We start from the raw sequence: 11,833 nt of genomic DNA, 5'->3' as shown, positions 1-11,833 counted from the left end.
CAGGGCTTTTTCATTGTGCCGTCGGCACGCAGCGGACTTTGAATCGCTTCTTATTGGATGATGCCGCCGCCCAAGCAGACATCGCCGTCGTACAGGACCGCGGACTGGCCGGGGGTGACCGCCCATTGCTTGTCGCGGAAGGTCAGCGTGGTCTGGCCGTCGACGATGGCGGATAGATTGCAGTTGGCGTCGGCCATGCGGTAGCGGTTCTTGGCGGCGTATTCGCCTGCCGCCGGCGGCGCCGGCAGCGTCCAGCTCAGGTCAGCCATCGCCAAGGTGGGCTTCAGCAGCAGCGGGTGGTCATGGCCTTGCACCACGATCAGCTTGTTGCCGGGAATGTCCTTGCCGGCGACGAACCACGGTTCGCCGGTGCCGTCGCGCGCGCCGCCTATGTTAAGCCCCTTGCGCTGACCCAGGGTGTAATACATCAGGCCGATGTGCTCGCCCACCACCTTGCCGTCCGGAAGGATCATTTCGCCGGGCTTGGTGGGCAGATAGCGCTGCAGGAATTCGCGGAACGGCCGCTCGCCGATGAAGCAGATGCCGGTGGAGTCCTTCTTGGCCGCAGTGGGCAGGCCGGCTTCCTCGGCCAGCTTGCGCACCTCGGTCTTGCGGATGTCGCCAAGCGGGAAAATGGCCTTGGCCAACTGATGCTGTTGCAGCCGGTACAGGAAGTAGCTCTGATCCTTGGTGTGGTCCACCGCCTTCATCAGATAGTGGGTGCCGTCTTTTTCCAGCTTGCGCGCATAGTGGCCGGTGGCGATGCAGTCGGCGCCCAGCTCCATCGCATAATCTAGAAAGGCCTTGAACTTAATTTCGGCGTTGCACAGCACGTCGGGGTTGGGCGTGCGGCCGGCGGAGTATTCCTTCAAGAAGTAGGAGAACACGCGGTCCTTGTACTCCTTGGCGAAGTTGACGATTTCCATGTCGATGCCGACGATGTCGGCCACGCTCATCGCGTCCAGCGCATCTTGTTTGATCGAGCAGTATTCGTCGTCGTTGTCGTCTTCCCAGTTCTGCATGAAGACGCCGATCACCTCGTGCCCTTGCTGTTTCAGCAGCGAAGCGGTCACTGAGGAGTCCACGCCGCCGGACATGCCGACGACAATTCTTTTCTTACCCGTCACGGGGAATATCCTTCCATCCAAATATCAAGGGCAAGCACCACCGGGGCTTGCCCAAAGTCCTTGAACCAGCTGTCCACTGCCCAGTCCTGGCCGGAAAGCATGTCGCGCAGCACCGCGGTGTAATGCAGATCGAGCAGGCGCGGCGCGCGCCAGGCCGGTTTGCCCACCGTGTGGTATTGCAGCCAGCCGTGATCCTGCAGATAAGTGAGGAAAGTGGTGACATTGCTGCTGTGGTCCACGCAGTCCATGCGGCCTTCGGCGGGTCCGTCGCGGAAATTGCCGCCCTTGTCCTGCCAGATGGGCAGCGTGCGCGCGGCGATGTGATAGAGCGCGGTGACCGCGGCGCCGACGGCGGAACGTTCGGTTTCCGGGCTGTTGGCCTCGGACAGGCGAGCGGCGAGCCAGGCGTCGGCCTCGGCGGAGATGTCTACGTAGGCATGTCTGGAACAGCCGTAATGGTAGCAGATATTGATGGCGCTGGCTTGCGCGGCCCATGGAAACCAGGCCAGCATAGCCAATAGGAAAGGCAATGATCTCAAGGACATGCAGACTCCGGGCTGCGGGCTAAGGCGCCCGCTAGCGGTCGAGGTGGTGGATGAGCGACAGGGGGTGGCGCTTGCCGGCGCGGTAATCGTCCAGGCATTGCTGCACCACGGGGCTGCGATGCCGGGGGCGCAACGCGACGATGTCATCGTGGCTCAGCCATTGCGCGGACAGGATGCCCTCGTCCAGCCGCGGGTAGTCCTCGCGGCGCAAGGGGTGGCCGTAGAAGGCGAAACGCAGATAGGTGATGTCGCTGTTGGGGCGGTCCACCAGATAAATGCCCACCAGCCCCAAGGGCCGGAAGTGCCAGCCGGTTTCTTCCAAAACTTCGCGCTTTACCGCGTCTTCCAGTGTTTCGCCGTATTCCAGGTGGCCGGCGGGCTGGTTGAAACAAATGCCATCGCTGGTCACCTCTTCCACCATCAGGTAGCGCCCATCCAGCTCAATGACTGCCGCAACTGTCGCATTTGGTTTCCACTGCGTCATGGTCTGCGCTTTCTTGTTGACAATGATTCTTGTTTGAATCTATATTCTTGATAACGATTCTCGATTACTTTAACTCAATCCCGAGTTAACTCACCACCGGAACTGCCATGTACGTTTGCCTCTGCCACGCTGTGACTGACAAGCAAATCCGCGAAGCGGTGCACAATGGGGCAACCCGCATGTGCGATCTGAGCCGCGAGCTCGGGGTGGCGACAGAGTGCGGCAAATGCGCCTGCATGGCTAACCAACTTCGCAAGGAGGCTGTCCACGCGCTTGGACCGGCTTCGACCGCTCGCAGCGCCGCCTAACTCCTGACCTCGCCTGTTGCTAGTCTCGGCCAAGGCCGAGCGAACTGCAAATCTCCCACGCACCGCACCCCGCGGCGCGTAGTCCTTTATTTTGCTTGTGATAACTTGAGACTGGCTCGCGCTATGTCATAATGGAAGAATCATTTCTTCCCGGAGAGCGCGATGCAAGGCGATAAAAAAGTTATCAAGTATCTGAACCAGATCCTCAAGAACGAACTGACCGCGATCAACCAGTACTTTTTGCATGCCCGCATGTACAAGAACTGGGGTTTGAAGAAACTGAACGAGCACGAATACCACGAGTCCATCGATGAGATGAAGCATGCCGACGCGTTGATCGAGCGCGTGCTGTTTCTGGAAGGTTTGCCGAATCTGCAGGATCTGGGCAAGTTGCATATCGGCGAGAATCCGAAGGAAATGCTGGAATGCGACTTGAAGCTGGAAATGGACGCGCTGCCGGTGTTGCGCGAAGCCATTGCCTACTGTGAAAGCGCCAAGGACTATGTGACCCGCGACTTGCTGGAAGACATTCTGGAGAGCGAGGAAGAGCACGTGGACTGGCTGGAGACGCAACTGGGCTTGATCGAAAGCGTGGGGCTGCAGAACTACCTGCAAAGCCAGATGCACGACGATTAAACGCGGCCGGGTTTCGACCGGGTCGGGAAAGAAAAAGGGCTGTCTTGCGACAGCCCTTTTTGCATGCGGCGTCCGCCGCCTTATTTCTTTTTGTCCGTATTCTTGTCGGTGCTGGGCTGGGAGGCGTCGCGCGGGGGTTCCGCCTCGGCTTCCTCCCAAGGCAGGGCCACTTTCTTTTTATTGATGGTCAGCACGCCGCTGCCGTAATTGAGCTCGGTGTTGATCTGGCCCTTGTCCTCGACGATGTACTGCTCGCTCTTCCACTGCGCCAACTGGCTGTCCAGCAGGTTCTTGGCCAGGTCTTCCACTTCCTTCATGTTCGGCTGGTCCTCGGCGCTCTGATCGACGGTGAACAGCGTGCGCGCCTGGGCGATCACCAGGTCTTCCAGCGTCTGGCGCGGCAGGCTGAGCTTGGCGTCCACTTCGAAGCGCCGGATGAACTGCGCCGCGTCGTTGAGGTCCGCGGGCTGCAGGCCCTTGACGCCCAGGCTGCCTTCCAGCTTGGCTTCGCCGTTGGGCATTTTCAGGTAGAACTCGTTGATCACCACCTTGGGGTCGTTCTGCAGCAGCGGAATGCCGTTCTTCTTGATGGTGTCGATGTATTGCTTGCGCAGCAGCGCGGGGTCTACGCCCTCGAACGGGATTTGGCCGATGGCCTGGTCCAGTTTGACCAGCGTCGGGCCGTGCAGGTGGTTGGCCGAGATATCCAGGCGCATCGGGCCGTAGCGGTGGTCGTTGAAGTTGAACTCGGCGAAGTTGAGCTTGCCGCGGGTGTTGACGTAGTCGTCCTGCTCGCTGGTGACGATTTGATAGCGGAAATCCTTCAGCGTCACCGCGGACGGCTTGAATTCGCCGGACGGGTTGATGAACTCCCCAACGCGCACGCGGGTCATCAGATAGACCAGCTCGTTCAGCTTGATGCTGTAGGGCACGCTTTCGCGGGAGTTGAGCCGGACATTGCCCACGGTCAGTTCGCTGGTGCCCAGCTTGACGCCGGTGCTGCCCGGACGGATGTCGGAAACGTAGCGCACGCCGTCGAAGGCGACCGTGCCTTTGCTGGCGGCTTCCAGTAGGAAGCCGGGAGACAGCGCTTCGGTTTTGTATTCCTTGTAGCCGTTTGCGTAGTCGAGCTTCAGGTCAAAGCCCTTCCATTTCATCTTCACGCCGGACAGAGCTTCCTCATAGTCGAAGGCCGGAACCTTGACGTCCAGTTCGCCGCCGCCGCCGAAGCCCAGACGGTTGAAGATGGTGATGGGTTCCTTGTCGCCGAAGAAGCTGGCCAGCGTCTTGCGGGTGGAGTCGCTCATCGCGAACTCCGTGCGCACCAGCGCGCGGCCGGGCCGGAAGTCGAAATCGCCGATGCCGGGAAGGGGGCCGTGCTTGACGTGGTTGGTGAACTTGATGGTGGCGTTCAACAAGGGCTTCACATTGTCGGGCAGCATGTTTTCATACGGGCCGGACAAATGGCGGTTGAACACCAGTTCTGTGGTTTCCGTGGAGGAGAACCAACCGCGTTGGTAGCTGTGGGATTTGACTTTGAACAGCGGCAGGTCGGCCAGCATCTTGTGCTGTTCCTGCAAGGTCTGCTCCGCCTTGACGCCGGCCCACAGGGTTGCGCCTCCATACAGAACGAACAGGCCACCGAGTGTGGCGCCGGCAATGATCAGACGACGATTTGGCAACACTAGCGCTTTTTCTTAACTAGGATGGAATGAAGCCCTATGGTACACCATCGTCCGCCGCTTGCGTTACTGCCGGCGAGTGAACCCAAGGGCGCTGGCGGGGTCCAAACTCGCGTTTGCGGCGGATGGATAATCGGCGAAAACGCAAAACGGTCTGACATTGGCGGACCGCTTGTATAGAATAGAGTCTTTCTTCTAGTTTGATTTACGAGGCGCGATTAGTACATGAATTGGATAAACGGCGTGCTTGACCTCCCCTGGTGGGGCTATATCGTGGTCGCTTTGGCTCTGACCCACGTCACCATCGCAGCGGTCACCATCTTTCTGCATCGTCACCAAGCGCACCGCGCGCTCGATTTGCATCCCATTCCCAGCCACTTCTTCCGTTTCTGGTTGTGGCTGACCACAGGCATGGTCACCAAACAGTGGGCCGCCATCCATCGCAAGCATCACGCCAAGTGCGAGACTGCGGACGACCCGCACAGCCCGCAGGTCTTGGGCATCAAGAAGGTATTGTGGGAGGGCGCGGAACTGTACCGCGGCGCCTGCAAGGATCAGGCCATCATGGACAAGTTCGGCCACGGCACCCCGGACGATTGGCTGGAACGCAATGTCTACACTCGTCACAGCGCCAAGGGCATCGTGCTGATGTTGCTGATCAATCTGGTGTTGTTCGGGCCTATTGGGCTGACGATCTGGGCGGTGCAGATGATCTGGATCCCGTTCTGGGCGGCCGGCGTCATCAACGGCATTGGCCACTTCTGGGGCTACCGCAACTTCGAGAACGAGGACGCGTCCACCAATATCTTCCCCTGGGGCATCCTGGTGGGGGGCGAAGAGTTGCACAATAACCACCATACCTTCGGCACCTCGGCCAAGCTGTCGTATAAATGGTACGAGTTCGACATCGGCTGGATGTATATCCGCATTCTGGAAATCCTGGGTCTGGCTAAGGTGCGCAAGGTGGCGCCGCGCTTGGCCGAGGACGCTTCGCGTCCGCAATTGGATCTTGAACATTTGCAGGCCATCATTTCCAACCGCTACGCCATCGCTTCCCGTTACGCGCGTGAGTTGAAGGAGGTGTATCGCAGCGAGTTGGACAAGATCAATCTGCCCGACTTTTCCGGCAGCAAGCTGAGCCGCAAGATGAAAGTGTGGTTGAAGCAGGACGCCAAGGATACGCCGGAAACCGAGCGCATGCAGTTGGCCGCTTTGATGGAACACAGCCAGGTGCTGGCCACGGTGTATTCGATGCGTCAGGAGCTGACCCGCCTGTGGGAGCGCTCCACGCTGAGCCGCGAGCAACTGCTCAAGGAGCTGCAGGACTGGTGCACCCGCGCCGAGGCTTCGGGCATCGCCGCCTTGCAGCGTTTCTCGATAAGTTTGCGTCAGGCCGCAATGGTTTAGCCGGTTTGATTCGATAAAAACCCGCAGCGCGCTGCGGGTTTTTTTGCGTCCGCGCGGGTTGGCAACCATGCTTTTTGCATGCCAATTAGATTTGTTTTTTATATAAAAATAAGAAATAAAATTTATATTTGTAATAATATTTGGAAATATAATGGGCCATCTTGATGCAACTCTGCGAGATGGACATGGCTACACTGCAACTGACCGACGGGGCGAGCGAGCTGCCCTATATTCATGGTTTTTCCGCTACCGAGCAGGCGCGTTTGGTGCGCCAGGCGCGCTTCTCAGAATCCGTCGTGTACCGGGACATCGATTTCTCCGGCGTCGGCCAATTGCTGGAAGTAGGGTGCGGCGTCGGTGCGCAGACCGAGATTCTGTTACGGCGCTATCCTGATCTGGAGGTGACCGGCGTCGACTTCAGCCAGCGTCAGTTGGCTGTGGCGCGCCAGCGTCTGCAAGGCAGCCCATGGCAGGACCGTGCTCGGCTGCTGCATATGGATGCCGAGGATTTGGACTTCCAGCCGGCCAGCTTCGACGCCGCCTTCCTGTGCTGGGTGCTGGAGCATGTATTGTCGCCGGAGCGGGTGTTGGCCGAGGTGCGTCGAGTCTTGAAGCCTGGCGCGCGGCTCTACGCCACCGAGGCGATGAACGCCTCTTTCTTCCTGTCGCCTTATTCCTCCCATCTGCAGCAATACTGGCTGGCTTTCAATGATCATCAACTGGCGGTAGGAGGAGATCCCTTCGTTGGCGCCAAGCTGGGCAATATGCTGCTGCGGCTGGGTTTCCGCCATGTCGAAACCCAGGTCAAGACCTGGCATCTGGATAGCCGCGACCCGCACCGCCGACAGCAAGTGCTGGACTATTGGACCGAGCTGTTGTTGTCGGCCGCGGATCAACTGATCGAGGCCGGACGAGTGGACGCCGGGCTGGTGGCGGCGATGACGCGGGAACTGCGCCAATTGCGCAGCAATCCGGAGCTGGTGTTTTTCTATAGTTTTCTGCAAGCCACCGCCGTGGTGTGAAGCGGCGGTTTTTTTTACTCTCTATATAACTACAAGTTTTTAAAAATAATATTTATATGCGGTAGCTAGGAGATTTCAATATGCAAGACCAATCCGTTTTGTCCTTGATCGGCAATACGCCGCTGGTAAAGGTGGCGCATCTGGACACCGGCCTGTGCGAGCTGTATTTGAAACTGGAAAGCCACAATCCGGGCGGTTCGATCAAGGACCGGGTGGCGTTGTCGATGATTGCCGCGGCCGAGCGCGAAGGCAAGCTGAAACCGGGCGGAACCATTGTCGAGGCCACCGCCGGCAACACCGGTTTGGGGTTGGCGCTGGTGGCTTCGCAAAAAGGCTATCGGCTGGTGCTGGTGGTGCCGGACAAGATGAGTCGGGAGAAGATTCTGCATCTGCAGGCCTTGGGTGCGGAAGTGGTGCTGACCCGGTCCGACGTGGGCAAGGGGCATCCGGAGTATTACCAGGACTTGGCCGCGCGTATCGCCAAGGAAACGCCGGACGCTTATTACATCGACCAGTTCAACAACCCGGCCAATCCGCTGGCGCATGAAACCGGCACCGGCCCGGAGATCTGGGAGCAGATGCGTCATGAACTGGACGCGGTGGTGGTGGGCGTCGGCTCCAGCGGCACCTTGACCGGGCTGACGCGTTTTTTCAGCCGAGAGGCGCCGCAAGTGGAGATCGTGCTGGCGGATCCGGTGGGCTCGGTATTGGCCGACCATGTTGAAACCGGACGGCACGGCGAGGCCGGCAGCTGGCTGATCGAAGGCATAGGCGAGGACTTCATCCCGCCGCAAACCGATTTCAGCCTGGTCAAGCGCGCTTATCGCATCAGCGATCAGGAAAGCTTCGACAGCGCCCGTCTTTTGCTGAGCCAGGAGGGCATTCTGGCCGGATCCTCGTCCGGAGCGTTGCTGGCGGCGGCCTTGCGTTATTGCCGCGTCCAAACCGAGCCCAAGCGGGTGGTGACGCTGGTGTGCGACAGCGGCAACAAGTATTTATCCAAGATGTACAACGACGATTGGCTGGTGGACAACGGCTTGGTGGAGCTGCCGCGGCTGGGCGATCTGACCGACTTGATCGTGCGCCGCCATGCCGACGGCAGCACCGTTTCCTGCCACCCGGACGAGCCCTTGAACGTGGTGTATCAACGCATGCGCCTGCACGATGTGTCGCAGTTGCCGGTGCTGGCCGATGACAAGGTGGTCGGCATTCTGGACGAGTGGGATTTGCTGCTGTTAGTGCACGGCGAGCCGGAAAACTTCCGTCAGAACGTGCGCAGCGCGATGACCAGCGAGGTGCGCACCCTGTCGCCGCGGGCTTCTTTGCAGGATCTGCTGCATATTTTCAACGACGGCCACGTTGCCTTGATGGTGGACGGCGAGCGCTATCTGGGCCTGATCACTCAGGCCGACCTGCTGGCTTTCTGGCGCCGTCAGCCGCGCTCGCGCTCCGTTTAGTCCTAATTAAGCGCCGGTCCGAACGGGACCGGCCATCCGTATTGAAAGTAAACGCCATGACCGATTTCAACACTTTATCCATCACCGCCGGACTGCATCAGGACGCCTTCGGCGCGGTAATTCCGCCCATCTACGCCACCTCCACTTACCGGCAGTACGCGCCGGGCGAACACAGCGGCTACGAGTATTCACGTTCGCAGAACCCGACGCGCGAAGCCTTGGAGCGCGCTTTGGCGGAGCTGGAAGACGGCGTGCGCGGCTACGCCTTTCCCTCCGGCCTGGCGGCCATCGCCACGGTGCTGGAGCTGCTGCCGGCGGGCAGCCACCTGATCGCGGTCAACGATCTGTACGGCGGCACTTATCGATTGTTCGAGCAGGTGCGCAAGCAAAGCGCTCAGCTGGAGATTAGCTATGTGGCGTCGGAGGACCTAGAGGCCTTGCAGGCGGCGATCCGACCGAACACCCGCATGATTTGGGTGGAAACCCCGTCCAATCCGCTGAACCAGCTGGTGGATTTGGCGGCGGTGGCCGAGCTGGGACGGCGGCACGGCCTGATCACGGTGGCGGATAACACCTTCGCCTCGCCGGTGGTGCAACGGCCGCTGGCTTTCGGTTTCGACATCGTCGTCCATTCCGCCACTAAATATCTGAACGGTCATTCCGACGTGATCGCCGGCGCGGCGGTGGTGAGCCGGCGGCGGCCTGAGCTGGCCGAGCAACTGGCTTTCCTGCACAACGCCGTCGGCGCGGTGCTGGACCCGTTCGCCAGTTTCTTGGTGTTGCGCGGCTTGCGCACGCTGGCCCTGCGGGTGGAGCGCCACAACAGCAACGCGCTGGCGGTGGCGCGCTGGCTGGAAGCCCAGCCGCAGGTGGAGCGGGTATTGTATCCGGGCTTGGCCAGCCATCCGCAACATGAGCTGGCGCGCAGGCAGATGCAGGGTTTCGGCGGCGTGGTGTCTTTCTATTTGAAAGGCGACGCCGAAGAAACGCGGCGGGTGCTGGCGCGTTTGAAGTTGTTCACGCTGGCGGAAAGCCTGGGCGGAGTGGAGAGCCTGGTGTGCCTGCCGGCGGCGATGACGCATGCGTCGATTCCGCTTGAACGTCGGCGCGAGCTGGGCATTGCCGATAATCTGATCCGTTTGTCGGTGGGCATCGAGGGCGAGGCCGCGCTGATCGAGGACTTGCGTCAGGCATGGCAATAGCCTGCGCGACCGGGTTAGAATATTTGTCTTGATCCGACTCACCAAGGGGAATCCGCATGAGCATTTATCGTCACAAGCAAGGCGCGCGTCTGGCAGAAGCCGTGGTCACCAACGGCCTGATCTTCCTGGCTGGCCAGGTGCCGGAAAACACCGACGCCGACGCCAAGGCGCAAACTGAAAACGTGCTGGGCCAGATCGACGCGCTGTTGGCGGAGCTGGATTCGGACAAGAGCAAGATCGTCGACGTCACCATCTTCTTGGCCAACCTGGTCGATTACGATGCGATGAACGCCGCCTGGGACGCCTGGGTGCCGGCTGGAAGCGTGCCTGCGCGCGCCACGGTGGAAGCCAAGCTGGCCAATCCGGCCTGGAAAGTGGAAATCAAGCTGGTGGCCGCACGCTAAGAACGTGTTTACGATCTCGCGAGCTAAGGCGAGACAAGGCGAAAGCGGCTGAGAAAGCGGAATGTACGCGCGTTAGATGAGCATTTCGAAGCCGTTTTCAATGCCCCTTTCTATCCATCTCGCCGACGCGCAGCAGACCGTAAACAGGTTCTAAAAGGTCCTTGCCGCCGCCACCGCCCACGTCATGCGACGTGGGCTTTTTTATTGATTTTTGTAGGCTGTCTGCTGGGCCAAAGGCCAGCAGGAAATAAGAACGGGTCTTTCTATAACCCTATGGTTCGCGGCGTAATGTCATTGGCATTGCGTCGCTTTGGTTTTTCCCAACCAGGAATGGAGCCCAAAATGAAACAAGCAGCTCTAATGATGGCGGTATTGGCAAGCTTGGCCGGCGGCGCGCAGGCGGAATCGAAGCAGCCGGACCCGCTGTTGCGTCAGGCGGCGGCCAAGGCCTTGCAGCCCTTGTTGCCGCTGGCCAAGGGGGAGGCGCTGGATATGCTGGTGGAGGTCAATCGCGACAGCGAGGACGGAGGCTGGGTGCTGGGGTCGGTAACCCAGCCCCTGCCGACGATGACCACGATCGCGGCGATGGACCATGTGCCGGTGTCCAAGCTGTTCCTGGCGCGCCGCGACGCGCAAGGCTGGACGCTGGAGCTGGAAGGCAGCCCGGGTTTCGCGGCGATGTTGACCCAGGCGCCGGCGAACTGGCTCAGCGCGGACGAGCGCCGCGCCTGGGGCAGTCAGTCGGTCCGGCCGGGACAGCCGTTCGCGCCCAACGCCACCGGCCTGGGGCTGCCGTGGCGTCAGGGCGCGGCTTGGCGAATGACCGGCGGCCCGCACGGCTACAGCGGCGAAAGTCAGCCTTACGATTCCATCGATTTCGCCGGCGGAGACGGCAGGGTGCTCGCGCCGCAGGCAGGGGTGATCTACAAGAGCTGCGTGCGCGGCGGTAGCGGCTTGGTCAAGCTGGTGCACGACAACGGCTTCTCGTCCACTTACTACCATATGATCAATCTGAACACGCTGGCGGACGGGACGCGGGTCAATCCGGGCGCTTATCTGGGCACCATCGGCAATGGCCTGCCTTGCGGCGGCAGCACCACCGGCCCGCACGTGCATTTTTCCTTGTTGTATCAGGGCCGGGCCGAGCCGGTGAACGGCAAGCTGTTCGGCGGCTGGCAGTTCTTCGCCGGCAACCGCGCTTACCAAGGGTACGCTTTGCGCAACGGGACGCGGGTCAATGTAGGCGGCCTGCTGAACAACTACGGCGGCGGCGCGCCCGCGGGCGCCAGCGGGGTGGCGACGCCGGCGCAGGGCGAGGGGAGGGTGAATCTGCGTAGCGCGCCCAGCCTGAGCGCCGGCGTCACCGGCACGGTCAATCGCGGAGAGAGCGTCGCTTTGCAGTGCCATGTGCGCGCCGAAGCGGTGGAGGGCGTATGGGGCCGCACCGATGTGTGGAACCGCACCCGCGGAGGCGATTGGATCAGCGACGGCTTCCTCGATACAGGCAGCAACGGACCGGTGGTGCCGCTGTGCGCGTCGGCCAGCCGGCCCTGGTGAGC

At 60.7% G+C, this 11,833-nt stretch carries 12 protein-coding genes; 8 read left to right on the top strand and 4 right to left on the bottom strand.

Features of this window, described 5'->3' with window-relative positions; translation table 11 throughout:
• Positions 1 to 50 precede the first annotated feature (50 nt).
• Genes mnmA through BR71_RS08780 form a run of 3 tightly spaced genes read right to left on the bottom strand, consistent with a single transcriptional unit; the run spans position 51 to position 2,156 of the window.
• Entirely contained in the window at positions 51 to 1,127 is a 1,077-nt protein-coding gene (gene mnmA / locus BR71_RS08790) for a tRNA 2-thiouridine(34) synthase MnmA (RefSeq protein ID WP_043635833.1), read from the bottom strand.
• Positions 1,124 to 1,672, bottom strand: a complete 549-nt coding sequence (locus BR71_RS08785) for a hypothetical protein (RefSeq protein ID WP_240315025.1) — start codon at positions 1,670 to 1,672, stop codon at positions 1,124 to 1,126. Before BR71_RS08785 ends, mnmA begins: the two co-directional genes overlap by 4 nt.
• A 31-nt stretch (positions 1,673 to 1,703) precedes the next feature.
• Positions 1,704 to 2,156, bottom strand: coding sequence for an NUDIX hydrolase (locus tag BR71_RS08780; RefSeq protein ID WP_043635827.1), 453 nt, complete (start codon positions 2,154 to 2,156; stop codon positions 1,704 to 1,706).
• A 107-nt stretch (positions 2,157 to 2,263) separates the two neighbouring features.
• Here BR71_RS08780 and BR71_RS25130 point away from each other — a divergent pair, with 107 nt between their 5' ends.
• Together BR71_RS25130 and bfr are read left to right on the top strand one after the other, a co-directional pair.
• Positions 2,264 to 2,464, top strand: coding sequence for a (2Fe-2S)-binding protein (locus BR71_RS25130; protein ID WP_043635824.1), 201 nt, complete (start codon positions 2,264 to 2,266; stop codon positions 2,462 to 2,464).
• Between the two features lie 162 nt (positions 2,465 to 2,626).
• Complete coding sequence (gene bfr / locus BR71_RS08770) at positions 2,627 to 3,100, top strand: bacterioferritin (RefSeq protein ID WP_019103979.1); 474 nt, start codon at positions 2,627 to 2,629, stop codon at positions 3,098 to 3,100.
• A gap of 80 nt (positions 3,101 to 3,180) precedes the next feature.
• On the opposite strand, the gene BR71_RS08765 is transcribed toward bfr, so the two are convergent.
• A complete protein-coding gene (locus tag BR71_RS08765) occupies positions 3,181 to 4,785 on the bottom strand; it encodes a YdgA family protein (RefSeq protein ID WP_043635821.1) in 1,605 nt (534 codons plus the stop codon).
• A 240-nt stretch (positions 4,786 to 5,025) separates the two neighbouring features.
• Here BR71_RS08765 and BR71_RS08760 point away from each other — a divergent pair, with 240 nt between their 5' ends.
• From BR71_RS08760 to BR71_RS08735, 6 genes are all read left to right on the top strand, one after another.
• A complete protein-coding gene (locus BR71_RS08760; RefSeq protein ID WP_233423324.1) occupies positions 5,026 to 6,189 on the top strand; it encodes a DesA family fatty acid desaturase in 1,164 nt (387 codons plus the stop codon).
• Between the two features lie 185 nt (positions 6,190 to 6,374).
• Positions 6,375 to 7,211 (top strand): class I SAM-dependent methyltransferase, encoded by an 837-nt coding sequence (locus BR71_RS08755; RefSeq protein ID WP_019103975.1) that lies wholly within the window; start codon positions 6,375 to 6,377, stop codon positions 7,209 to 7,211.
• Positions 7,212 to 7,291: 80 nt separating this feature from the next.
• Positions 7,292 to 8,668, top strand: coding sequence for a pyridoxal-phosphate dependent enzyme (locus BR71_RS08750; RefSeq protein WP_043635817.1), 1,377 nt, complete (start codon positions 7,292 to 7,294; stop codon positions 8,666 to 8,668).
• Between the two features lie 56 nt (positions 8,669 to 8,724).
• Positions 8,725 to 9,870, top strand: coding sequence for a trans-sulfuration enzyme family protein (locus BR71_RS08745; protein WP_019103973.1), 1,146 nt, complete (start codon positions 8,725 to 8,727; stop codon positions 9,868 to 9,870).
• Positions 9,871 to 9,926: 56 nt separating this feature from the next.
• Positions 9,927 to 10,274: a RidA family protein gene (locus BR71_RS08740; protein WP_019103972.1), complete on the top strand. Its 348-nt coding sequence runs from the start codon at positions 9,927 to 9,929 to the stop codon at positions 10,272 to 10,274.
• Positions 10,275 to 10,616: 342 nt separating this feature from the next.
• A complete protein-coding gene (locus BR71_RS08735; protein WP_162179205.1) occupies positions 10,617 to 11,831 on the top strand; it encodes a M23 family metallopeptidase in 1,215 nt (404 codons plus the stop codon).
• Positions 11,832 to 11,833 lie beyond the last annotated feature (2 nt).

The sequence above is a fragment of the Chromobacterium haemolyticum DSM 19808 genome (assembly GCF_000711885.1).
Taxonomy (GTDB): Bacteria; Pseudomonadota; Gammaproteobacteria; order Burkholderiales; family Chromobacteriaceae; genus Chromobacterium; species Chromobacterium haemolyticum.
The sequence above is the reverse complement of the archived record's forward strand: the minus strand, read 5'-3'. Positions and strand labels throughout refer to the sequence as shown.

Bases quoted from the DNA above. Each gene is read 5' to 3' on its own strand.
- bfr (WP_019103979.1), top strand. From the start codon at position 2,627: ATGCAAGGCGATAAAAAAGTTATCAAGTATCTGAACCAGATCCTCAAG.
- BR71_RS08740 (WP_019103972.1), top strand. From the start codon at position 9,927: ATGAGCATTTATCGTCACAAGCAAGGCGCGCGTCTGGCAGAAGCCGTG.
- BR71_RS08755 (WP_019103975.1), top strand. From the start codon at position 6,375: ATGGCTACACTGCAACTGACCGACGGGGCGAGCGAGCTGCCCTATATT.
- BR71_RS25130 (WP_043635824.1), top strand. From the start codon at position 2,264: ATGTACGTTTGCCTCTGCCACGCTGTGACTGACAAGCAAATCCGCGAA.
- BR71_RS08780 (WP_043635827.1), bottom strand. From the start codon at position 2,156: ATGACGCAGTGGAAACCAAATGCGACAGTTGCGGCAGTCATTGAGCTG.
- BR71_RS08735 (WP_162179205.1), top strand. From the start codon at position 10,617: ATGAAACAAGCAGCTCTAATGATGGCGGTATTGGCAAGCTTGGCCGGC.
- BR71_RS08745 (WP_019103973.1), top strand. From the start codon at position 8,725: ATGACCGATTTCAACACTTTATCCATCACCGCCGGACTGCATCAGGAC.
- BR71_RS08785 (WP_240315025.1), bottom strand. From the start codon at position 1,672: ATGTCCTTGAGATCATTGCCTTTCCTATTGGCTATGCTGGCCTGGTTT.
- BR71_RS08750 (WP_043635817.1), top strand. From the start codon at position 7,292: ATGCAAGACCAATCCGTTTTGTCCTTGATCGGCAATACGCCGCTGGTA.